The following is a 23,520-nucleotide window of genomic DNA, read 5'->3' on the forward strand; positions in this document are numbered from 1 at the left end:
ATTGGTAAATCTAGCCTTATAGATTGGCAGTTTTGGTCGGAATCTGATGTAGTGGGGTTAGTTGTTGATGAACTTGTTTTTTCTTTTGATGATGCCTATAGTTCAAAATATGGGCTATAAGGGTACCTAATAGCATAATGATTACGTACACCATGCCTATCTGTAAATACAATTGGGTGTTGACTTCTAAAGTTTCCATAATTATCGGATTTGAATGTAATCTTGGGTTGCTATGGCCGATGCCGGAATGGTATTCACTTGAAAAATAGCATCGTTAAAATCTTTATCGCCTTGGGGTATACTAATGTCCTCGAAGCAGATAATGGTGGCCTGACAGGCCGAGTCGTGAAAAATTAAACTTTGTTGATGGCCACTGCCATTAAAGGCAATGTCGGTATGTTGGCTGTAAAAACCTTCGGTTATTTTTTGGTTGCGCCAGCCATCGGCAATTACAAAGAAGCCGATTTCGGTTCCGGCTGGGAAAGTGCCGAGCAATTTAACGGTATTCCCAGGGATCAACTCCCCACCAGAACCTTGGGCCGAAGCATTGGGAAAGATTACGATTTTAACCACTTCGTCCAGTGAATTTGGCGGGGTATCGGTATCGTAGTAATAATAGCCCAATACGTTTTTATATCCGGCACCTTCATTGATAAAGGTTACCGAAACTTCGGCCTCTTCCGTAAGTACGATATTTTTCATTGGATGCTCGAAATATTCAGGATGGGCCGTTAAGGCGTTTTGGCGCTCAGGGAGTATGGCGGTGAAGAGGTTGGGAAGTAACTCTGAACAAATATCTTCGTCTTCCTCTAGGGTTATGGGTTTTCCGGTATTGGTGTATGGGGTAACCGTCATATAGGGCGACTTTTCCTGTTTGTAAAGAATATGGAAACCACCTAAGCCCTTACATACGAAAACATAATCGTTTTGGGCAGTTACGTAGTTGGCCGAGGCCGGCATTTCTACCCGGTCCCAGACGAACATGGGATTTATGGTTTCCCCATCGACTACATGCTCGCCAATGGCAATTCCGTCAGCCCCATTGGCGATATACATATAGTCTTCATCCAAACTTATAGCGTTCGTGTTTCCTTCGGTAAGCATATTACCTTTGCTTTCGTTCAGTAAGGCTCCCGTGTTTATATTATAGGCCTTAAGACCCGTACCTCCCATGGCACAATAAATTTTGTTGGGATCAAAAGGGTCGAAGGTTATAGTGTTTTTCCCTCTTTGCGCTTGTTCAACATTAAGATGGTCAATTGGGGTAATGTCGAAAGAGGTAAGTGTGGTTCCTATATCACTGGGCTTACCTGTATACAAGGCGGCATTATTACCGGTGGTCAGGGTAATAAAATCGGAACTTTCCCCTTGGCCATTGAGTTGCAAATATTTAGCGTTCGCATAGGCATCGAAACTTTCAATAGCCAAACTGTTCCGGTTTATTTTGAACGTACCGCCATAGGTTTTACCCCCACTCACCAAAATGGAAGTATTGGTGTACGCAATACCATTGGCCGAAGCCGATATACCATTGTTTAAGGCGTTCGACAGGTTGATGCGATCATAGCTATCGGCCTCTGGGTTTAATCGGTAGACTACGGCACCTAATTTTTGATGGGAGGTAGCCACCCAAATTTCAGTAGAACTTATGGCCGTAATGGCATTGACATCGGCTTGGGTAAATTGGATCTGTTCCAACAGCTGGGGTTGGGCAGGATCACTAATGTCGATTATTTCCACGGCCCCCAGATGCTGGTCACCTTGCTTGTTGTATGATACATAGGCCCTATTACCTTGCACGGCACAATGGGTGGCACTTAGGTCTATGGCATTGATCTGCGGAGCCGATAATTGGGCTACCCAGGTCCAGTAATAGGGTTGCTGGTTGGTGGTCTCAGCATCGTTCGATGCATTTTTACCGGTTTGGTCCGATACTACTGTGGGCAAAATACTTCGGTTGATCGGCAGCATACGATCAGCCTTAAAGTCCACATTAAAGAATACTTCCTTGGGCTCTAGTTCAGTACCCGTGGTTTCAGAAATGGGCGCATCAGTATCGTTGGTACAGGCACAGAAATAGCCTAAGTTTATTAAAACGAAAAGGGTTATTAATTTTTTCATGTCGAATTGATTTTTATAGAAATGACCTTAATGTGTTGGTAGGCCCGGTTTTTTCGATTTACCCTCTTTAGAGACTTATGTAGGTATATTGATCGGCATACTTTTTAAAAGTGCCTCTGATATCGAAGATTAAGCCGTCACTAGAAAGCTGCTCTTTCCAACTTAGGTCTTCGTGGTATGCCTTGTGATCGACGGCCATGACCACGATATCGTATATCTTAGAACGATGTGAGGTCTTGCTTAAGGCAATGTCGTACATACGATCTACCTCGTCTACTTCGGCCAAAGGGTCTTCTACGGTGATATTGAAGCCGAAGGATTGGAGGTTTTTGATCAGGTTTACCACTTTGGAGTTTCGTACGTCCTTCACGTTCTCCTTAAAGGTGATCCCTTTTACCAACACCTGTAACGCTTCGGGTTGGCAACCAAAGGCACAAGAGGCTTTTAAGAGTTTCATGGCCAAGAAGGTGGTCATTCTTTCGTTGGTGTCCCTACAGGTTTGCAATAGGGAAGGGGATAGATGCATTTCCTTGGCCTTGTGGATCAAATAGTATGGATCTACCCCAATACAATGTCCTCCGACCAAACCGGGAAAGAAATTCAAGAAATTCCATTTGGTACCTGCAGCCTCCAAAACATCTTTGATGGCCACATCCATGCCGTCGAACAGATAAGTGAGTTCATTCATTAAGGCAATGTTTACATCGCGCTGGATGTTTTCGACGACCTTGGCGGCTTCGGCCACGTTAAGGGCTGGAGCTTTATGTACCCCGGCCGTGACCACTTCGGCATAGACTTGGGCTATGGTATCCAAGGCTTTTGGGGTACTTCCGGAAACAATTTTGGTTATAGAATCGAAAGTATGTACCGTATCACCCGGATTGATTCTTTCTGGCGAATATCCCACAAAGAACCCTTCATTGTAGCGCAACCCACTGATAGACTCCAGAATAGGTACACAAACCTCTTCGGTACAACCGGGGTATACGGTAGATTCGAAAACGACAATATCGCCCTTCTTCAACACTTGGGCTACCGACTTTGTGGCACTGACAAGTGGGTTTAGGTTCGGATGGTTCGACCGATCTATTGGGGTGGGTACGGCCACGATATAAAATTTGGCCTGGGTCAGTACTTTGGTCTCCGCACTGAACTTAATATCCTTGCCTTTGAACTCAGTCGAAGCGATTTCACCACTGGGGTCGTGCTCGACCTTAAGATAGCCCACCTTTTCGGCATTGATATCGTATCCGACTACTTTAAATTTAGAGGCCATGTGTAGGGCCACAGGTAGTCCCACATACCCGAGCCCTACAACGGCAATGGCGGCCTTCTTTTTCAGTAGGTCAGTGTATAAGTCTTGTTTCTTAAAGGCAACTTTAAGGTTGTCGTTTTGGCGAACTTGTCTTGTATAGGCTCTTGCGTTCATGGTATTTTGAATTTTGAAGTTTCTCCATTCAAACTACCAGAAGGCCTTGTTTTTAATAGGGTTTCTAGGTTTAGTAGTGTATAGCTAGTGACGAAAACCTGATTTTTGTTGATGGGGTTTTTGGGCTAACCGGATTATTTACCTCAAGAGCATAGTCGGACCAAGAGGCCATAGAATAGCTGAATCCCTTTTTCAATGAGCTCATCGGGGAAATCATAATCGCTATGGTGTAAGGCCGGGCAATTTTCACCACTGCCCAAACCGAACAAAAGACTCGGGAACTTTTTGGAAAACCAACCGAAATCTTCCCCAAAGCGCAAGGCATGTTCTAGGGTTTTAATGCTTATTCCTTGCTCTTGGCAGGTCGATTGTAATTTGTGAACCAATTGGGTATTGTTTTGTACCCCCGGGAAGTATTCTAGCCAATTTAGCTGGAACTGTAACGCTTTTTTGGCAGCCAATTGTGTTACATACGATTCAAATTCTTGCTTTAAGGCTTGCAGATTGGCATCTGACCAAGTCCTCAGGGTATAATGTACTTTGGCTTTTCCGGCGGCAACTCCATAGGCCAGTTGCCCCAAGTTTATATGGATCGGGGTCGCTAAGGCAAAAGCCGCTTGGGAAGGATCAGCTACCTCCTTATGCTTGAAAAAAGTAATAATATCTGAAATGGCTTCAGCCGGATTTATACCGTGATGAGGTTCCGAGGCATGGGCGATTTTGCCTTCCAAATGCAATGCCAGGCTGACCACGCTTGCCGTAAATCCAGCTTCTTTGACCAAAACACTTCCTAAAGCATATCCTGGGAGATTATGTAGGGCCAAACAAAAATCGGGAGCGATGTCATTGAATTTTGGGTCTTGAAGAACGGCATGGGCACCCTGGCCATTTTCTTCTGCCGGTTGAAATAAGAGCACTACCTTTCCGCAAGTCAATGGGTTCTGGGTTAGCGCAATGGCCAAACCACATAAGATGGCCATATGTCCGTCGTGCCCACATTTATGCGATACCCCATCGTGTTGGGATCTATGGGAAAAGGTATTGGCTTCTGTTATGGGCAAGGCATCCAGTTCGCAACGAACCAATACCGTTGGGCCTTCCTTTTCCATTTGATATACTGCAGCTAAACCGTGACCACCAATGCCTTCGATGATTTTGGGTTGGCTATGGGCCAATAAAAAGGCCTTTACCCTTTGGGCGGTTTGCTTTTCCTCCCCGGAGAGTTCGGGATGTTGGTGTAAGACCCTTCGAAAATCGCGTAATAGCTGTTCCATAGAACCAAATATTACATATTACGGTAAGCTGACCAAAACTTCGCGATTACTTTTTGCAATCGATACCATCTTCATATATTAGCCAGACTCAAAAACAAGGCTATGGATATTAGGATGAAGAATAAGGGATTGACCTTGCTTGTCGCGGTTTCTTTGATGATCGGGTGTGGCGGGAATTCACAGAAGAAGGAGGAAAAACATGCTTTTACCAATGCCTTGGTTTCCGAGACTAGTCCGTACTTGTTGCAACACGCCCATAATCCGGTAGATTGGCAACCTTGGGGAGATAAAGCCATGGATCAGGCCAAAAAGGAAGGGAAACTTCTGATAATCAGTATCGGGTATGCCTCTTGCCATTGGTGCCATGTTATGGAAGAAGAGACTTTCGAAGATGTTGCCGCGGCCGAGTTTATGAATACTAATTTCGTAAATATCAAGGTAGATCGGGAAGAACGCCCCGATGTCGATCAAGTATATATGACGGCCCTACAGCTTATTTCAGGAAGCGGGGGCTGGCCTTTGAACGTGGTGGCCCTTCCCGATGGTAGACCGGTGTATGCAGGTACTTACCATACCAAGGAGCAATGGATGTCGGTGTTGGGTAAGATCCAGGAACTCTATCAAAAAGACCCCGAAAAGGTAACTACCAGTGCCGAGGCTTTGGCCCAAGGTGTACGCGATGTAAATGTGGTAGAACCACCAATGGACGAAAATCTATTGGACGAAAAATTCGTGACCAATAGTGTTATGGCTTGGCAAGAGCAATGGGACCAGGCCTATGGTGGGCGAAAAGGCTCCCAAAAATTTATGATGCCCGCTACATTGGACTTTCTAATGGATTATGCCGAACTCACCCAGGATAATTTGGCCAAATCTTTCGTAAAGACCACTTTGGATCAAATGGCCAAGGGTGGCATTTATGATCATATTGGCGGCGGATTTTATCGCTACAGTACCGATCCAGAATGGAAGATTCCGCATTTCGAAAAAATGTTGTACGATAATGCCCAACTCATCGGACTGTACAGTAAGGCTTACAAAGTATTTGGGGACGACAATTATAAAAATATCGCCTATGGTACCTTGGATTTCTTGAAGCGGGAAATGAAAACCCCAGAGAAAGGTTTTATGGCGGCGATGGATGCCGATACCGATGGGGGCGAAGGTGCCTTTTATATCTGGAAACCCGAAGAGTTGAAAACGGTCCTAGGGGCAGACTATGAGGCTTTTGCCAAAGTATATAATTTAAATGAAGATCAAGCTTGGGAACATGGCAGTTTTGTTTTGCGTAAAACCCAAGATGCCCATGAAAAAGAAGCGGAATGGCATCAAAAACTTTTGGAGGTTAGAAACCAAAGACTACGCCCGGCTTTAGACGATAAGATCATCGTTTCTTGGAATGCCCTTTTAATAGATGGTTTGGTAGAAGGGTATAAGTCTTTTGGGGATGCGACCTTTTTGAAGGAAGCTAACGATATCGTGGCCTTTGTGAAGGCATTGGGTATGGAAAACGGGAAATTGATCCATTCCTATAAAAAAGGTGGTAAGCATGTGGCCGGTTTTTCTGAAGATTACGCCTTGTTGGCGGAGGCCCTTTTAAACCTGTATTCCGTAACGACGGATGAATCCCATTTGGAGTTGGCCCAGGATCTGATGGCCAAGGCCGAAACGTTTTGGGAAGAAAATGAGGGGATGTACCGTTATAAGGAGGCCTCGGAGCTTATTTCAAAAATCATTCGTACCGACGATGGGGTAATCGCTTCGCCCAATGCGGTTTTGGCCAATAACCTCTTGCAGTTAGGCCATTTGGAATACGATATGGATAAAATTGGTCGTGCCAAGGCCATGCTGGCCAAAATGGGGAGTACCTTATCGGCCAATTTGTATAACCATGCCAAATGGGGACAGCTTTTGTTAGGTACAGCCTACCCATATTACGAAATAGCTGTAGTAGGGGACGATGCCAAGTCGCGTATGAACGAAATGCACGCCATGCATTTACCCAATGCTTTGATTATAGGCAGTGAGAGCGATAGCAAACAACCTTTGTTTGATCAACGTTATGTGGTCGGGGAAACCTTTATCTATGTTTGCCAAGAAAGTACCTGTAAGCTTCCGGTAAAAACTACCAAAGAAGCCATAGCCCAAATGCGTAACTTTAGTTTAGGGTTTTAGAAGCTATTATTAATTGCGTTTGTTTGGTATGTCACATTGAGCGCCGTCTCTGCAGACAGGCAGGCAGTCGAAATGCTTTACAAAACAATTCACGGCCATCCGAAACTTGACGGATTAGGACTAAAAGAGCAAGGAATGAAGAGAAAAAACCACTGAATTTTCGTTCGTGGCCTAAACCGAATCCAAAAGATTTATCTTTCCTGATTTATTCAGTTGTTTCAAAGAAAATGAAATCATAAAACACGGTGTGTCAAAAAGTCTGTTTTATAACTTCTATCAGCGAAGCGTCCCGATAACAATCGGGATAATAACTAATTTCCGGACACTTTTTTACACATTTTAAATATGTCTTCGACTGCGCTCAGACTGACATTTGATTGAAATTTGTTTTTTCTATTTACGTTTTACAAACTGTAGATAATCGTTGTTTTTGGCCGCTACTATATAGTTCTGTCCATCAATACGTATCGGTTTCATATCCTTAACATCCCCGGGAGTGTAAAATCCGCTATTTCGGGCCTCAATTGGGGTAAAACCTCCCTTACCGTCACCGGACAATAACAGTCCGATACCGGCATCGTTTCTTGGGGTTTCTACTTCAGAGGCGTGTAGGTTGCCCGCAACCAATACATCTTGGGTGCCATTTTGGTCGAAATCATCAACGAGAATTTGGTTGATGCTCGACAATTGCGCCATAACCGGTAGCTGGTGTCTTTTAAAGCCGCTTCCAGTGTTCTCCAAATACACACTAGCAAACGATTTAACGGAATAGTGCAAGGACTCGTCCAATTCCTTTTCCGTATAAATATCCTTCAAAGTTGCCGTTGAAAAAGAGTTGTAATCCTTGAATTTCGACTTAATGGCAGGCATCTGTTGTGAAGAGCATTCCCTACCACGAACCGGGAATTGGGTGCCATCGTTATGGTAGCTTAAGACAATATCGTTGGTTTGGTTACCGTCGAAGTCGTTGAAAAATATATCGAAAGTAGCGTCGTCCTTAGCTTTGTATTTATAATTTTCGCCAAGGTTGCCTAAAACGTAGTCCATATCGCCATCTTGATCAAAATCGGCCTGGGCCAGACTAAACCACCAACCCCGGGTATCGGAAAGGCCAAAGTTTTCCGTCTCATCGGTAAATTGCCCTTGGTTGTTTTTGAAAATGGTTATAGGCATCCATTCACCAACGATAATCAAATCCGTCCAGCCATCTTGATTAAAATCTGTCCAAAGGGCATCGGTAACCATACCCAGTTTTTGGGCATTTGGCAATTTATGCGAGCTGTCCACAAATTTTGGGTTCCCCGTAGTACTTTGGTTTTCCAAGAGAAAACTTTGGGCCGGACTAGGATAGTTGCCAGGTACCAAACGACCGCCTACGAATAGGTCTAGATCGCCATCTTTATCATAGTCAAAAGAGGCTACACGGCCGCCGCTACTTATCATTTGAGGCAACGCGCTATCGGTTTTGGTAAAAGTGCCATCGCCATTATTCCTATATAAACGGTCTTGTAATTGTGGGGAATCAGGCGCAAACTCATTACCACCACTTACGATGTAAATGTCTAGAAGATTATCGTTATCGGCATCGAATATATGGATGCCAATATCCTCTTTTCCCCTGTCTCCCTCAAAAACCGATTCATTGGTGGGCTTGAACCCAGATTCAGTTTGGAAATAAACGGTTGTGGGTTGCCCGGAAGCCCCGCCTACCACCAAATCGTCCTTACCGTCTTTGTTGAGGTCGGCCACAGCAACATCGGGGCCAAAATTTGAGGTTTTATGGGGTAGTAGAATCTCTTTATCAAAATCATCATAGTAGTTTTCTTCGTGTTTATGCCTCAAGAAATCATTTTCCAAAGGGCTTGAAAAGAGCGTGTTGTCATTCCTTGCAGATGACTTTAATGAAGTGGCATCAGTATATGCTAAAGTAAGTTTATGGTTGGTCTCTATATTTTTCAATAGCTGATACTTACCATCGGGCCATTGTACCCGAACACTGTCTACTTGTTGTGCATTACCTAAACCAAAATGGAGTAGGGGTGGTACCGAACTTTGGAAACCACGGCTAAGCATAAGTTCCTGCATCTGTAATTGCCCCCCTTCATAGATACTGATTTTAGCCCCAATACCTTGTGGGTTTAAAGAATCTCCTTTAAAAGCTAATTGTAGATAGCGATTTTCTTTTATACCCGTATTTTCAAAAATAGAGGCTGGAGCATCTATATTGTTGATAACAATCTCCAAATCGCCATCGTTATCCAAATCGGCATAAACGGTACCATTGGAAAAACCTTTGTATTCCAAGCCCCATTTTTTGTTGGCCTTTTCAAACTTTAATCCACCTTTGTTCTGAAAAACAAAATTGTCTATGGGCTCCGAAGGAATGGCCATGCTCATCTGTAGAAAACTGTCTTTGCTTATTTGTTTTTTCTCTAGGGCGATAAAATAATCGCGGTTGTTTATTTCCCTACGGGTACCATTGGCCACGAAAAGGTCTTTGCGTCCGTCGTTGTCCAAATCGGCAAAGAGTGGGGCCCAACTCCAATCAGTTGAAGCTAGTCCGGAAATACGGGCTACATTACTAAAGTCAGGAATATTACCTCGCAGGTTACCGTTGTTCAGTTGCAAACTGTTTTGCATATACTGGTAATGGAAACCGGCATTTACGGTACTCCAAAACAAATCGGGGTTCATACTGGCCATATTGGCCTTGGCCCTGCGATTGTTTTTGGCACTCATATCTAGCTGAAAGAGGTCTAACAGGCCATCGTTATTAAAGTCGGCCATGTCGGCGCCCATCCCATAGAAGGAAGTATTTTTCATCGATTCTTGGGCCGTATCGCTAAAGGTGCCGTCACCATTGTTCATAAACAGATAATCTGGGGTACTAAAATCATTGGAGACATAGATGTCGGGCCAGCCATCGTTGTTCAGATCACCTACCGAGGCGCTTAGGGTAAGCCCGTATGACAACAACCCGGCTTTTTTAGTGACATCGGTAAAACTGCTACCATCGTTTCGGTAAAGACGATCCGATTCAATATATTTTAAATAATCTTGTTTGAATTTGTAATACTGGTTAGGTGCATTAAAAGGGGTGGGCGGGTAATTGGCCACGTACAAATCTAGGTCGCCATCGCGATCATAATCGAAAAAGACGCCCTGAACGCTATTTCCGGCATCGGCTATTCCCAGTGCTTCAGCTTTTTCAGAGAAGGTGCCGTCGCCATTGTTCAAAAAGAGTTGGTTTTTTTTGTTCCCGTTTTTTCCTCCTACCGAACAGTAAATATCCATATGGCCGTCAGCATTGATATCGACCATGGTGGTGCCGGTATACCATCGGTTATCGCCTGCAATTTGTGCGGCATTGCTTATATCCTTGAATTGTAGGTTACCTTGGTTCAAATAAAGCTTGTTGGCTACCATATTCCCGGTAAAGAAAAGGTCGGTTAGCCCATCGTTATTGACATCACCTGCAGAAACCCCACCGCCCATATAGATATAGGAATAGTTAAAGTAATTTAGTGAATCGGTCTCTGTTAGGGTGTTGGTAAAACCCACTTGGGAACTTGATGGATCCAAGGCACGGAAAATCTTGCTCTCGGCAGTGGAATCCGTTGTGGGGCCGCAAGCCCAAATAAAGAGGATAAGTAGACTGAAAATGGAGGATTTTCCCATGATATAAAAAGCATAAAACGTGAAGGGAAGGTTCGGAGTGAAGGTAAAGAAAAACAGGGCACTGGCAAAGCCAATACCCTGTCAAACTGCTGAAAGTTTGGTTTAATATCCTGTATTCTGATTTAATATATTTCCACTTAAATCAATAGCATCCAAAGGAATGGGCATTAAGTCATAATGCGATTTGTATCCTTTGTATTTAGCAGGGAAATTCGCTTGTGATAAGGCCCTAGCTTCATTTACGATATAAGCATCTAGTACGGCACCGGCATTACCCCATCTTCTAAGATCAAAGAAACGGTGTCCTTCCATGCCTAATTCCAAACGTCTTTCGAAACGGATGGCTTTACGGGCAAATGCGGCGTCGGCAAACGAGGCATAAGGCTCAATTACATAATTGGCGGCAGGTGCGTCTCCAGCCTCGTTTAATACATAAGTACTGCTTTTGGCCCGGTTACGTACTTGGTTTACATAGTCAAGGGCAGCGGCCAAATCTGGTGACGATTTTTCTGTAGCCGCTTCGGCACCCATCAACAATACATCGGCATAACGAATAATGTGGTAGTTGATTCCGGAACGCTGTTGACCCCAAGAACCTGTTCCACGGTTACCATCTTCACCGGCATAGTATACATTCTTTTTAGGAAGATATGGCCCTGAGATATCTGAATGGGCGGCACGGATCCAGTCTTTACCTACCATGGTGCCCCAACCGTTATAATCTATACCACGACGACCTACTGTAAAATCGATACGGGGATCAAGATTACCGGCATGAGGGGTGAAGGGTTGGTCACTGTCAATACCTGCATCATTCGCGATATCAGCTTGGTTATAAGTGTCTAGAAGCGGCAATCCTGAGGCATCGGTCTGAAAGGTGTTCGCTAAATCTTGGGTTGGTTGGTAAAAACCACAGCAAGAGTTAAAGGGTCCACCACCAGGGAAGTTCAAAGTTCCACCTAAGTTACCATTAAAAGATTGTCCTTTATCGGCTGCAAACTGGATCGAAAAGATGGTCTCGCTACTGTTATCGCCTGCCAACCTGAAATTGTCGCCATATTCGGCGATCAAGGCATAAGGCCCGTTATCGATAACATCTTTAAAGAATCCAAATGCGGCATCGTGCTTCCCTTGGTACAAGGCTACTTTACCCATATAGGCTTTCGCGGCCCAAGAGGTAGGTCGACCCGGGGAGTCTTGTGATGCTGGCAAGTTGTCGATGGCAAATTGAAAATCGGCCTCGATCTTATCCCAAATTGGTCCAGGGTTCGGTTGGTTAAATTCGGTAGCCGCATAATTCTCTTCAGAAATATAGGCGGGGTTTCCGAAAATGCGCTGTAACTCAAAGTTAAAATGCCCACGTAAAAACCTGGCCTGGGCCAATTGGTTGGTGAAATCGGCCCCTTCTACTTGGCTGATCAGGTCGATAACCGCATTGGCACGGTTTACCCCAGCATATAAGCCTTGCCACTTGCCTAAGAAATAGCCATTGGCCGTGGTCCAAGTCATCATTTCAATATCGAAAAGGTTGGCCTGATCCCCATCGGTACTACCTTTGTGGGCATCGTCAGAAATGGCATCGAACCACCAATTGTCTCCAGAACTGGTCCAGCCCCCAGTACCCCCTAATCGGGCATAGGCACCGGTAAGTTTCAAATCAACTCCTTGGGCGTTTTGCAAGGCCTCGTCGGATAATGCCCCAATGGGCGAAATTTTGGTAAAATCGTCGCTACAGCTAAATACAGCTGCTAAAAGAACGAAAGTATATAAGAATTTCTTTTTCATTTTTTTTAGAACTTAAGGTTAACACCAAGCGTATAGATTTTCGAAATCGGATAGGTACCGGTATCTACACCGATGGTCCTTGCATTTCGTGCGCCAACTTCAGGATCCATACCGGAGTAATCGGTAATGGTAAACAAGTTGGTACCCTGTAGGTATACCCTAAAATTGCTCATTCCCATCTTTTCGGTAATCTCGCTAGGTAGATTATAACCTAATTGGAGGTTTTTCAATCGGAAATAAGACCCGTCCTCTACAAAATACGAATTCGGGTTGGTTTCTTCATTAACTACAGAGGTAGATAAAGCAGGTACACTTCCTCCCGTATTGCTGGTTGACCAAGCATCCAAAACGGCGGTTGTTCTGTTCAGGTTGAAAAAGGTCGGAAATTCGGTATAAATTCTTTGGTGATAGTAAATATCATTCCCCGAAGATCCGGTAAAGAAAGCCGAAAGATCGAAGTTCTTATACCCGGCGGTCAGGTTAAGACCATACGTGAAATCGGGGTGAGGGGATCCTATATAATCCCTGTCCTCATCATTGATCACACCATCGTTGTTCACGTCTTTATACTTTAAACGGCCCGGGGCGGCACCGGCTTGGGTAGCATGGGCACTTACCTCGGCATCGCTTTGGAAAATACCTTCAACCACACGACCATAGAAAGATGAAATGGGGCGACCTACCTCGGTACGGGTTACGGCACCTTGCCTAAAGCTATCACCAGTATAGAAATCTGTGATCAATTCTGTAACTTCATTCTTATAGTGTGAAATGTTCGCGGTTACCCCATAAGAGAAACCAGAATCGGTTTGGTCAATATAGCCGATGCTTAGATCAAATCCTTTATTACGCATAGATCCAAAATTTACATAAGGAGCAGCTGCGTCAATGGCCGTTGTACTAATCAAACTGTTATCTTGTGAGATAAGGTCTTCGGTGTCGATTTGGTAGTATTCGAAACCTAAGCTCAATCGGCTGTCCAACATATCCATTTCGAATCCAATGTTCTTAGTCTCAGAAGTTTCCCATTTGATATCGGGGTTACCTACGGCGCTTAACTGGGCACCTGTTGTTGGACTTGCTCCGTCGAACGGATAAAAACTTCCAGATTCACTAATCTCGGATATATTTAGATATGGGTTGGCCACAGGTAATTCTTGGTTACCCAATTGCCCCCAAGAAGCCTTGATTTTTAAACGGTTTATAAAGTCAACGTTAAAGAAATCTTCTTCACTGGCAACCCAACCGGCACTGAAGGATGGGAAAACCCCTACTTGGTTTCCTTCCGCAAAACGAGAGGTTTTATCCCTACGAACCGTGGCCGTAAACAAGTAGCGTGATTTATAGGAATAATTGGCAGTTCCGAAAATAGAATATAAAGAAGAAGAATTGTCATAGGCAAAACCAATGGTAGGTGGTGCCGTACCATTCGATAATAAATAGAAGTTAGGATCTTCGAACAAATAGTCGTTACGGGAAATGTTCTTTCCTTTTTGACGTGTTTCCAAGGCTTCAACACCCACTACGGCGTTTACATTGTGGTCACCAAAGGTTTTGTTGTAGCTCAAGGTATTCGACCAAACCCACTCGTAGCGGTTATAATCTTCCTCGGTGAGGGTGTTCGTAGATCGTGCTTCGGAGTGTTCCGGGTTTTTGGGGTTGAAAAAACGTCCGTCAAAGGCCTTTACATCTACACCCAAACTGGTTTTGAACTGTAAGCCATCCAAAATGTCAACAGAGGCGTATACATCGCCGAATACGCGTAATTCGGTTCTGTAATTGTCTTGGGCCCTAGATAGAATGGCGTATGGGTTTTCGGTATTACCCAAGCCTGCAGCCGCGGTATACGAACCTGCAAAGGCACCAGCATCGTCATAAACCGGAATCAAAGGGCTGGTTCGTAATGCGGTACCTACTTGGTTTCCTGCACGGGTCTCAGAGAAAGAAACCCCCATATGCTCGCCAATTTTAACACGTTTTCCGATTTTAAATTCGGTATTGGCTCTAACGATTCCACGTTTGTAACCCGTGAATTCTTGAACACCATCGCGGTTTAAGAAGCCAAGTGACAGAAATGATTTTCCGGATTCGGTACCGTTTTGTAGACTCACGTTAATGCTTTGGGTAGGCGCGGTGCGGAAAATTTCATCCAACCAATCGGTACCTCCCGGTTGTACGGTAGCCGCAACGGGTACACCCTGCAATTGGGTAGGCACAACGGCATTGGACCCATTACCATATTGTGGATGGTCTGGGGTAACCCCGGAGTTACTCTGGCTCTGGAAGATCATATCGCCATGCTGTTGGGCGGTCAATAGGCCGGGTAGATCGCCTACTTTAGAAAAACCGGTATAGGTGTCCACACTCAAAGTGGCTTTCTCCATATTATATCCTCCACTTTTCGTGGTAACGATAATAACCCCGTTAGCCGCACGAGCACCGTATATGGCGGCAGCACCATCTTTAAGTACGTTATATTGGTCTATATCGGCAGGGTTGATACTGTTCAAAATCGAAGCATCTTGGGTCTGTACCCCGTCAATGATAAACAAAGGTCCGTTAACATTGGTAGTTCCATACCCACGGACACGGATAACAGGTGCATCACCGGGCTGACCTGGTGTGGTTACGGTAACACCGGTTACACGTCCTTGAAGGGCTTCACCAACACTTACTACAGGAACTTTGGTGGCTTCGCCAACATCAACTGAAGCAACGGATCCCGTTAGGTCTCCCCTTGTTTGGGTAGAATACCCCAATACCACTACTTCGTCCAGTTCGTTCAAGTCTTCGCTTAAACTCACATTAATGGTACTTTGTCCGTTTACAGCGATTTCTTTACTGGCATATCCGACATAGCTAAATACTAAGGTAGCATCGCTTGAGGCGGTAATACTATAATTACCATCAAAATCGGTTTGTGCTCCTGTAGTAGTACCTTTTACTACTACACTGGCCCCTGGTAAGGGTACACCGTCTGCATCAGTAACGGTACCTGATACCGCCGACTGAAAGTTGCCTTCTGTAGTCGCAAAACCAAGTTGCGATATTAAAAGGCCACAAATCATCAGAAAGGTCTGTCCAAAGCGCAAGACCTTTTTCCCTAAGCCATAGGAAAGCCTAGGTAATCTAAAAGAGTTTTTCATAAATGTTTGAGTTGTTTGTGTGTTGTTTTGTGTAATCGATAGTTACATGTTAATTGATTTTGGAAGTCATAAAAATAGGGTCTATGATTTTTTTTCTTTTAGTTTTTTTAACATTTGAACAAAGAATTACGAAATATTGATCAATCATTGTGTTTGGGGTACACATATTTTAAGGGTTTTGCTGTTTTATTGCGAGAATTATAATCTGAGATTGTTGTTTGTAGCTTTTAATTGGCAGTTAAGCGAAGTTATGAATAGGAGATCCGTTGAAAACGGCACATAAATATCAATATGCTATAAAAAACGGCAATTTTTGTTTTTGGTTTTGCCTTGTTGTGAATTCAAGTTCCAGTTTTTATATACCGACCAAACAGTATGTATTTGTTTTTTCTTAAATTTCCGTCATGTATATATATTGTTTAGGTAGCCGCTTTAACTGGCTCATATTTATTTCGGTTTTCTTGATAGTTATGGTTTCCTGTAAACCGAAACCTGCCGCTGATAAAATCAAGGGTTCTTCGTCGGATTCGATTCGAATATTGGGTACCGTAGCTGAAGAAGAACCGCTTCAGCCTGAACAGCTGCAACCGGACCCAGTTCCCTTATCCCAATTAGCCGATACTACCTTTATTCGCTTGGCCGATTATGACGATTCATTTGTATATGATATGCGTTATGCTACCACTAATAATTTTCTAAAAGCCCAGGTATATGATTGTGCTGAGTGTTATACCCGGGTAAAGACCGCCAAAGCCCTAATTGAGGCCAATGCGGTTTTTAAGAAAAAGGGGTATCGGATAAAATTCTTCGATTGTTATCGCCCCAATGCCGTACAATACAAAATGTGGGAAATAATGCCCAATCCGCAATATGTGGCCAATCCGGTTAAGGGTTCCATACATAATAAAGGAGGTGCCGTCGATATTACCTTAGTTGATGAAAACGGAAAAGAACTTGCCATGGGTACCGATTTCGATTTTTTCGGTAAAGCCGCCCATCACGATTATCTCCAACATTCCGATACCATATTGGGGAATCGAAAACTTTTGAAAGCTATTATGGAAAAACACGGGTTTTGGTCAATACGAACCGAATGGTGGCATTATAACCTTAGTGCTGCTTCTAATGATCCCGTGGCTAATTTTAAATGGAATTGTAAATAAACCAAACAAAACAGCCTCTAATGCGTACTTATTTTTTTCGAACCGTCTATCTAAAGAGATTAACAAAGGGATTACATCTTTTTGTGTTATTGGTTTTTTTTGGTTGTACACAGAACCAGCCTCCCCTGAAATTGAATCAAATTCAACTTATTGGTACCCATAACAGTTATAAAATGCATATGGATGCCGCGGTTATGGCACAAATAAAGCAATTGGATGGCCCATTGGCCCAATCGTTGGATTATGGGCACGAAAAGTTGACAGATCAACTCCATGCCGGAATGCGCAAATTAGAATTAGATATTTTGTACGATCCAGAAGGGGGTAGGTATAGTCATCCGCATGGTATCGTGTTGCAAAAGGCGGCAGGCATTCCCGTTGTCGAATTGGATACCTTAGTTATGGATAAACCCGGATTTAAATTGTTGCATGTTCAAGATGTCGATTACAGATCAACGGTGCCTACCTTTAGTTTGGCCTTGAAAGAAATTAATACTTGGTCCGAAGCGCATCCCAATCATTTGCCCATCATAATAATGATCAATACGAAGGAAGATGCAGTGCCGGGCCGCCCCGATCTTACGGTACCCTTGGTATTCGATGATGCGGCCTTTTTGACCTTGGAAAATGAAATTGCCCAAGTATTTGGTGAAAAGGTTATTACCCCCGATGCAGTACGTGGGGCATATACAACTTTAAACGAGGCTGTTTTGGCGGGAGCCTGGCCTACCTTAGAAGAGAGTAAGGGCAGGGTGCTTTTTATAATGCTGGGCGGAAATGGGATAGGTACACGTTACGCCAAAGGACATCCGTCCTTAAAAAACCGTATGCTGTTTATCAATGCCCCGGAGGGAAGCGATGAAGCCGCCGTGATTTTCAAGGATGACCCCATTGCCAACCAACAAGAGATTCAGCGATTGGTAAAGGCAGGTTATTTAATCCGAACCCGAGCCGATGCCGATACCGAAGAGGCCCGAACGGGTGACTATACTAAAATGGAAGCGGCTTTTGCCTCTGGTGCCCAGATCATCAGTACCGATTATTATAAACCAGATCCCCGCTTCAAAACGGGGTATAAGGTGTCTTTTTCCGAAAACAAAACGTTTAGGGTAAATCCTATAAACGGGTCAACAGAAACTGCTTTAGTGGAGTAATCTTACGCTTTTTGGCAAACCAAAACCCATTTTTTGCCAGTTTGGTCTTGGGTGAAAAATAGATAGTGTTGTCCGCCATCTTTTATCTTGTGTTTTTTTCGAAGTGTTGCCACATCCAATGGGAAATTACGCGTACTAATGTTGGCTTTGGCGATTCCTAGGGTCTTCATAGTCGCCTTGTTGTATTCGAATTTACCCGCAATTTCAAATCGGCGTCCGGGGAATATCTTTAAGGAATCGGAAGTGTAGAGATGACTATGTTGGGCTAATTTATTGAGCTCAAAATTCCCACCTATCCATTTAAAAGCTCCCGATTTCATTAAGGAAGCGTTGGGTTCATAAAGATATTGTTGTGGTACGGAATAGAGGCTTTGGGTGGTAGCCTCGGCGTCCCAAGGTATTTGTGTTTTTTGCATGCCTTTTTCAGGTAGTAGGTTTACAGCTATGATCTTCGGGTTGCCTGCGTACCCCTTTTCGAGTGACCAAAGCAATTCTTTGACCTCGTTTTTTATCGCTACTATATGAATTTCACTAACCTGGGCCAAACTTTTCAATCCCTGTTCCAAATCGAGGAGCGGAGCGGTTTTTATTAGAATGTGATCCGATTTTAAAAAGAACAACTCGAGATTTTCGATAACATCGGGTTGGCAATCTTCCAAAAGAAAGACTTTACCCTTGCGATCGCTCCTCCGTGAGGGGTCTACATAGATCCAATCCAGTGTGCTTTGTTGTTCCGTCAGCCAATCGAGACCATTTTGGGCTTTAAATTCTATATTGTTCCGTTCAAGTATGGCCCCATTGTGTTGGGCCATTTCCGATAAAAGGGCATCTCTTTCGCAATGGGTTACTTGATCCATCTGCTGTGAGAAATAATGGGCGTCGATACCGAAACCACCGGTGATATCGACCAAGTGTTTCCCGGAGACCAAGTTGGATTTGTATTGGGCGGTTACTTCAGAGGAGGTCTGCTCTAAGTTAAGGGAAGGCGGATAATATAAACCCTCCGTCTTGTGCCAGGTAGGTAGCTTATCCTTACATTTTTGTCGTGAAGCCAGTTGTTGGGCCAATTCAGAGGCGGTTACCTCCGGAAAGGGAGACGCCTTTAGGGCAAAAGACCTAGGGTCTTGTGTGGCATGGGCCTTAAGGTAGGCTTGAACGGCATCCGACAGTATGGCTCTGTTCAAAACGGTTATAGGTCTTTCGTGAGCGATTTTACGATTTTATTGTCCGATAAAAACTCCTTCAAGATCACCTTAATCGCAGTATAGCCTGGTACGGCTACCACCATCCCGGTTATTCCGAAAAGCAATCCGGCAATAATGATCACCAAAAAAATCTCCAAAGGATGCGATTTTACACTGTTCGAAAAAATAAAAGGTTGTGAAAAGAAATTATCTACCAACTGACCGATCATTACCCCAATGAGTACATAGCCCGTTTTGGGTAAGATTACCGTACTGAAATCTTGTCCCAAATTGCTGGTCATGGTCAAAAATACCATTACCGCAGCCCCTATGATAGGCCCTACATACGGAATGATGTTGAAAAGGGCACATAAAAAGGCAATAACCACCGCGTTTTCAATACCGATGATGAGCAGTGCAATGGTATAAATGGTGAATAGAATAAGCAGTTGGAACAAGATGCCTACAAAATAACGGCTCAAAAGGTTATTGATGCTATCAATGGAGCGCTTCATACCACCTTCCTTGGTGCTGGGGACAAAGGTAAGTATGGCGTTTTGCAGCAGTTTGCTGTCCTTTAGGAAGAAAAAGGAGATGAACAAGACCGAAAACAGGCCAATACTTACATCACCCACTGTGCCAACCAAAGAGTTCAACAGGTCGGGGATGAACCCTAGGTTTAGTCCTTCCAAAATATCTTTCTTAATGGTATTGGGTTCCAAAACCTGATTGACCGCACTAGGTGAGGCATCGAAATAGGTCAATATCTCGCTATACAATTGGTTGAAACTTTTTTGAAGCTGATCGATGTTCAAAAGGGAAAGGTTCCGGCTTTGTTCCGATACCAGCGGAATAAACATGGAAATAAGCCCGATTAAAACCCCGACCATGGCCAACATGGCCAATACCGTGGCCAAGGTATTCGGCATTTTTAGTTTTTTTCTAAAGAATATGACCATGGGTCTACCCAAAAGGGCAATAACACCGGCCATGGCCAAATAGGCGATTACCGATCTAACAGCATAGAGAAAGTAGAGTAAAAGGGCAATGCCCACAATAATGGCAACGGCCCTTAAAATGCCATTGGCAATGGTTTTGGTGGTCATAGTTTAGTTTTTAAACGCATAGTTTATAATGTTGGCGCCCATTTGAAGGGCCTTTGTGCGCACCTCTTCGGGGTCGTTATGTACGGCGGCATCTTCCCAGCCATCGCCCAAATCGCTTTCAAAGGTGAATAATAGTAAAAGTCTACCTTCATCAAAAACGCCAAAAGCCTGGGGTCGTTTACCGTCGTGTTCGTGTATTTTGGGTAAACCGTTGGGGAAAGCAAATTTTTCCTTGAAAATCGGATGGTCGGCCCCAAGTTCTTCCCAGTTTTTATTGGGGAAAATTTTCGGGAGTTCCTTTTCGAAATAAGGCCGCATACCGTAGTTGTCATCAATGTGTAAAAATCCACCTGACAAAAGATAGGTGCGTAGGTTAGATGCCTCTTCTTGGGTAAAGAAAACATTTCCATGGCCGGTCATATGTACATACGGATACTGAAAAAGGTCGCTGCTTCCTACTTCTACGGTTTCTGGCGTGGCGGCTATTCGGGTGCCCAATTGACTATTACAAAAACGAATTAGGTTGGGCAGGGCCGTGGGGTTCGAATACCAATCGCCACCGCCTCCGTATTTGAGTACGGCCAGTTGTTGGGCCTGAGCTGTACCCAAGCCTAAAAGACAAATGGCGGCAATTACGGTAAGTACGCGCATGGCTTTACGAACTAATTGTTATGATCAAAAATAAGCATTCTTTGTTAAGGAAATGGAGTGGGGTGTTGCTGTTGTTCTATGCACAGGCTTTTTGGGTCACGGCCCAATCGGATACGGATGTAAACCCCCCGAGACCTATATTAATGGAGTTGTTTACCTCGCAGGGTTGTTCTAGTTGCCCGCCAGCAGATGCGTTGTTGAAAGAAATGTCCGAAACCTATCCTTATGAGGTTTTTGCCTTGTCGTATCATGTAGATTATTGGGGTTATATAGGTTGGAAAGATCCTTACGCAAAAGTCGAGTATACGGCTAAGCAAACGGACTACAACCGTAAATTTAAAGCGAAATCTAATTATACACCGGAATTGGTGGTAAACGGCCAGGCGCATTTAGTGGGTTCAAGCACGGCCCATGTAAAAGCTGTTATGCGACAACGATCGGCCTTTGGCAAAATTGAGCTTTTCGATGTGGTGGCTCGAAAAATTTCGAATGCCAAAATAGGGGTTAGTACAGAATTCGATCTTCCAGATAATGCCTATTATAGATTGGTATTGTTTATTCCGGAAACGGTTACGGTGGTTACCGCTGGTGAAAACAGGAGCAGAAGATTAAAAAACCATAATGTAGTGGTGGCCGAGGAAGTAATTCAAGACAATATGGTAGGGAATATTGAAATACCGACAAAATACCTAAATGAAAAACTTGGTGTTATGGTCATCGTTCAAAACGGGGAAGGAAGCCCAATTGGGTTAGGGCAAACCTTCTTAGATTGATTAGGGTTCAAAATGGAGATTAACCGTTTGGCAGGCGTATAAGGCAGCGGTTTCGGTGCGAAGACGATTTTCTCCCAAACTTGTTGGGAAGTAGCCTTTCTCTAAAGCTTTGGCAATTTCTTTTTCCGAAAAATCGCCCTCTGGGCCAATCAATAAGGTGATTTGTGTTTCTGTATCCAGTTGATGTTTCAGGTGGGTTTTGTCCTGTTCTTCGCAGTGTGCTATGAAACCAACGCCTTGTATTTCCGGATTCAGAAAATCGGTTAAGGCCATTGCAGGATTTAACTTGGGCAAATAGCATTGTAAGGACTGCTTCATGGCGCTGACCACTATTTTTTGATAGCGTTCATGCTTAATGGTTTTTCGTTCGGAACGTTCGCAAATAATCGGTGTTATTTCTTGGATTCCGATTTCCGTGGCCTTTTCCAAAAACCATTCGTAGCGGTCGTTCATTTTGGTGGGTGCCACCGCCAAATGCAAATGTAGTTGTGGTTTTGGTTTTTCAACAACCGATACGATTCTGCCTTCACATTTTTTAGGGCTGGCCAACGTAATTTCTAGCTCAGCCAAGATGCCTTGGCCATTGGTCAAAAAAATACGGTCGCCCTCCTTTTTCCGCAATACACGGGCTAGATGTTTGGCTTCGTCCTGGGGGAAATCGTAAAAGCTTTGCCCAGGTATAAGGTCGGGTGCGTAGAATAATTGCATAATACTACGATTCTAACGAATAACGGGCTTGTGCGCTAATATCGTAGCCTGTATACTGTTCTTGTTTGTATTTTAGATAACCCACGATTCCGATCATGGCTGCATTATCGGTACAGTATTCGAATTTGGGTATAAACGTTTCCCATCCGTCGGTAGTTTCTGCTTCCTTTAGGGCCTTTCGAATGCCCGAATTGGCCGAGACCCCGCCACCTATGGCAACTCGTTTAATACCGGTCTCCTTAACCGCAATCCGTAATTTGTCCATTAGGATACCCACAATGGTATGTTGTATAGAGGCACAGATATCGTCACGGTTCTCGTTCAGAAAATCAGGATTTGTGGTCGTGTTTTTTTGCACAAAGTATAAGATGCTAGTCTTAAGTCCGCTAAAACTGAAATTACAGCCCGTTACTTTCGGTTTTGGGAAAGGAAATGCTTTGGGGTTACCGCTTTGGGCGTATTTATCTACCAAGGGGCCACCCGGATAAGGTAAACCTAAAATTTTGGCGCTTTTATCAAAGGCTTCACCCACGGCATCGTCTAGGGTTTCTCCTAAAATCTCCATATCGAAATGGTCTTTTACCAAAACGATTTGGGTATGCCCGCCACTAATGGTCATGGCAATAAACGGAAAGTCGGGTTTGCCTTGATCGGGGTCGTTAATAAAGTGCGATAATATATGGGCCTGCATATGGTTTACCTCAATCAAAGGTACGTTCAAACCCATAGATAATGACTTGGCAAAAGAGGTACCCACCAAAAGAGATCCCATAAGTCCAGGGCCTCGCGTAAAAGCTATGGCAGATAGATCTTTTTTGTCGATATTTGCCTTGGTCAGGGCGCTGTGAACCACAGGAACAATGTTTTGTTGGTGTGCCCGGGATGCCAGTTCCGGAACCACCCCACCGTATTCCTCGTGTATTTTTTGCGTGGCCACTACATTACTCAATGTGGTGTCGTTGCAAAGTACTGCCGCTGAAGTGTCGTCGCAAGAAGACTCTATGGCCAAAATGTATACTTTTTCAGGTTCCATTGCCGGTTTGGAATAATAGTTGAAAGGTTGCAAAGATAAAACATAACGGGCGATCAGGAAATTCAAGAAAATAGCGGTCAGGACGATTTTGATCATACTCATCCTTCTCGGGTTGGGTACCGGTATACTGTCGCTTCCAT

General features: G+C 44.1%; 16 protein-coding genes. 4 read left to right on the forward strand and 12 right to left on the reverse strand.

The window, feature by feature from the left end:
* Positions 1-16 precede the first annotated feature (16 nt).
* The 4 genes from B7P33_RS18115 to B7P33_RS18130 all read right to left on the reverse strand — a co-directional run bounded on the left by B7P33_RS18115 (position 17) and on the right by B7P33_RS18130 (position 4,824).
* Positions 17-199 (reverse strand): hypothetical protein, encoded by a 183-nt coding sequence (locus B7P33_RS18115; protein ID WP_097443651.1) that lies wholly within the window; start codon positions 197-199, stop codon positions 17-19.
* A 2-nt stretch (positions 200-201) separates the two neighbouring features.
* A complete protein-coding gene (locus B7P33_RS18120; protein WP_097443652.1) occupies positions 202-2,121 on the reverse strand; it encodes a DUF4114 domain-containing protein in 1,920 nt (639 codons plus the stop codon).
* 67 nt (positions 2,122-2,188) lie between these two features.
* Positions 2,189-3,550, reverse strand: a complete 1,362-nt coding sequence (locus tag B7P33_RS18125; RefSeq protein ID WP_097443653.1) for a nucleotide sugar dehydrogenase — start codon at positions 3,548-3,550, stop codon at positions 2,189-2,191.
* A gap of 143 nt (positions 3,551-3,693) precedes the next feature.
* The gene (locus tag B7P33_RS18130) at positions 3,694-4,824 is read right to left on the reverse strand and encodes an amidohydrolase (protein WP_097443654.1); all 1,131 of its coding nucleotides are present in this window, start codon (positions 4,822-4,824) and stop codon (positions 3,694-3,696) included.
* Between the two features lie 102 nt (positions 4,825-4,926).
* Between B7P33_RS18130 and B7P33_RS18135 the strand changes: the two genes are divergently transcribed.
* Entirely contained in the window at positions 4,927-6,999 is a 2,073-nt protein-coding gene (locus B7P33_RS18135; protein ID WP_097443655.1) for a thioredoxin domain-containing protein, read from the forward strand.
* Between the two features lie 393 nt (positions 7,000-7,392).
* Here B7P33_RS18135 and B7P33_RS18140 read toward each other — a convergent pair whose 3' ends face one another.
* The 3 genes from B7P33_RS18140 to B7P33_RS18150 all read right to left on the reverse strand — a co-directional run bounded on the left by B7P33_RS18140 (position 7,393) and on the right by B7P33_RS18150 (position 15,608).
* Positions 7,393-10,677, reverse strand: a complete 3,285-nt coding sequence (locus tag B7P33_RS18140; protein WP_097443656.1) for a CRTAC1 family protein — start codon at positions 10,675-10,677, stop codon at positions 7,393-7,395.
* A 102-nt stretch (positions 10,678-10,779) separates the two neighbouring features.
* Complete coding sequence (locus B7P33_RS18145) at positions 10,780-12,462, reverse strand: RagB/SusD family nutrient uptake outer membrane protein (protein WP_097443657.1); 1,683 nt, start codon at positions 12,460-12,462, stop codon at positions 10,780-10,782.
* A 5-nt stretch (positions 12,463-12,467) separates the two neighbouring features.
* On the reverse strand, positions 12,468-15,608 hold the full coding sequence (locus tag B7P33_RS18150; RefSeq protein ID WP_245871835.1) for a SusC/RagA family TonB-linked outer membrane protein: 3,141 nt from the start codon (positions 15,606-15,608) through the stop codon (positions 12,468-12,470).
* Positions 15,609-16,012: 404 nt separating this feature from the next.
* Here B7P33_RS18150 and B7P33_RS18155 point away from each other — a divergent pair, with 404 nt between their 5' ends.
* Positions 16,013-16,771 (forward strand): M15 family metallopeptidase, encoded by a 759-nt coding sequence (locus B7P33_RS18155; RefSeq protein ID WP_245871836.1) that lies wholly within the window; start codon positions 16,013-16,015, stop codon positions 16,769-16,771.
* Positions 16,772-16,791: 20 nt separating this feature from the next.
* Positions 16,792-17,925 (forward strand): phosphatidylinositol-specific phospholipase C1-like protein, encoded by a 1,134-nt coding sequence (locus tag B7P33_RS18160; protein WP_097443659.1) that lies wholly within the window; start codon positions 16,792-16,794, stop codon positions 17,923-17,925.
* Between the two features lie 2 nt (positions 17,926-17,927).
* Here the strand turns inward: B7P33_RS18160 and B7P33_RS18165 are convergent, their stop codons facing one another.
* From B7P33_RS18165 to B7P33_RS18175, 3 genes are read right to left on the reverse strand one after another with little or no spacing between them, the layout of a single operon-like run.
* A complete protein-coding gene (locus B7P33_RS18165; protein ID WP_097443660.1) occupies positions 17,928-19,109 on the reverse strand; it encodes a THUMP-like domain-containing protein in 1,182 nt (393 codons plus the stop codon).
* 5 nt (positions 19,110-19,114) lie between these two features.
* Positions 19,115-20,215 (reverse strand): AI-2E family transporter, encoded by a 1,101-nt coding sequence (locus B7P33_RS18170; protein WP_097443661.1) that lies wholly within the window; start codon positions 20,213-20,215, stop codon positions 19,115-19,117.
* Between the two features lie 3 nt (positions 20,216-20,218).
* Entirely contained in the window at positions 20,219-20,866 is a 648-nt protein-coding gene (locus B7P33_RS18175) for a DUF4159 domain-containing protein (protein WP_097443662.1), read from the reverse strand.
* A 20-nt stretch (positions 20,867-20,886) separates the two neighbouring features.
* Between B7P33_RS18175 and B7P33_RS18180 the strand changes: the two genes are divergently transcribed.
* Positions 20,887-21,639 (forward strand): DUF1223 domain-containing protein, encoded by a 753-nt coding sequence (locus tag B7P33_RS18180; RefSeq protein ID WP_097443663.1) that lies wholly within the window; start codon positions 20,887-20,889, stop codon positions 21,637-21,639.
* On the opposite strand, the gene B7P33_RS18185 is transcribed toward B7P33_RS18180, so the two are convergent.
* Positions 21,640-22,347, reverse strand: coding sequence for a 16S rRNA (uracil(1498)-N(3))-methyltransferase (locus tag B7P33_RS18185; protein WP_097443664.1), 708 nt, complete (start codon positions 22,345-22,347; stop codon positions 21,640-21,642).
* 4 nt (positions 22,348-22,351) lie between these two features.
* Entirely contained in the window at positions 22,352-23,380 is a 1,029-nt protein-coding gene (gene tsaD / locus B7P33_RS18190) for a tRNA (adenosine(37)-N6)-threonylcarbamoyltransferase complex transferase subunit TsaD (RefSeq protein ID WP_097443767.1), read from the reverse strand.
* Between the last annotated feature and the right edge of the window lie 140 nt (positions 23,381-23,520).

It is taken from the genome of Sediminicola luteus (assembly GCF_002514735.1).
Taxonomy (GTDB): domain Bacteria; phylum Bacteroidota; class Bacteroidia; order Flavobacteriales; family Flavobacteriaceae; genus HQA918.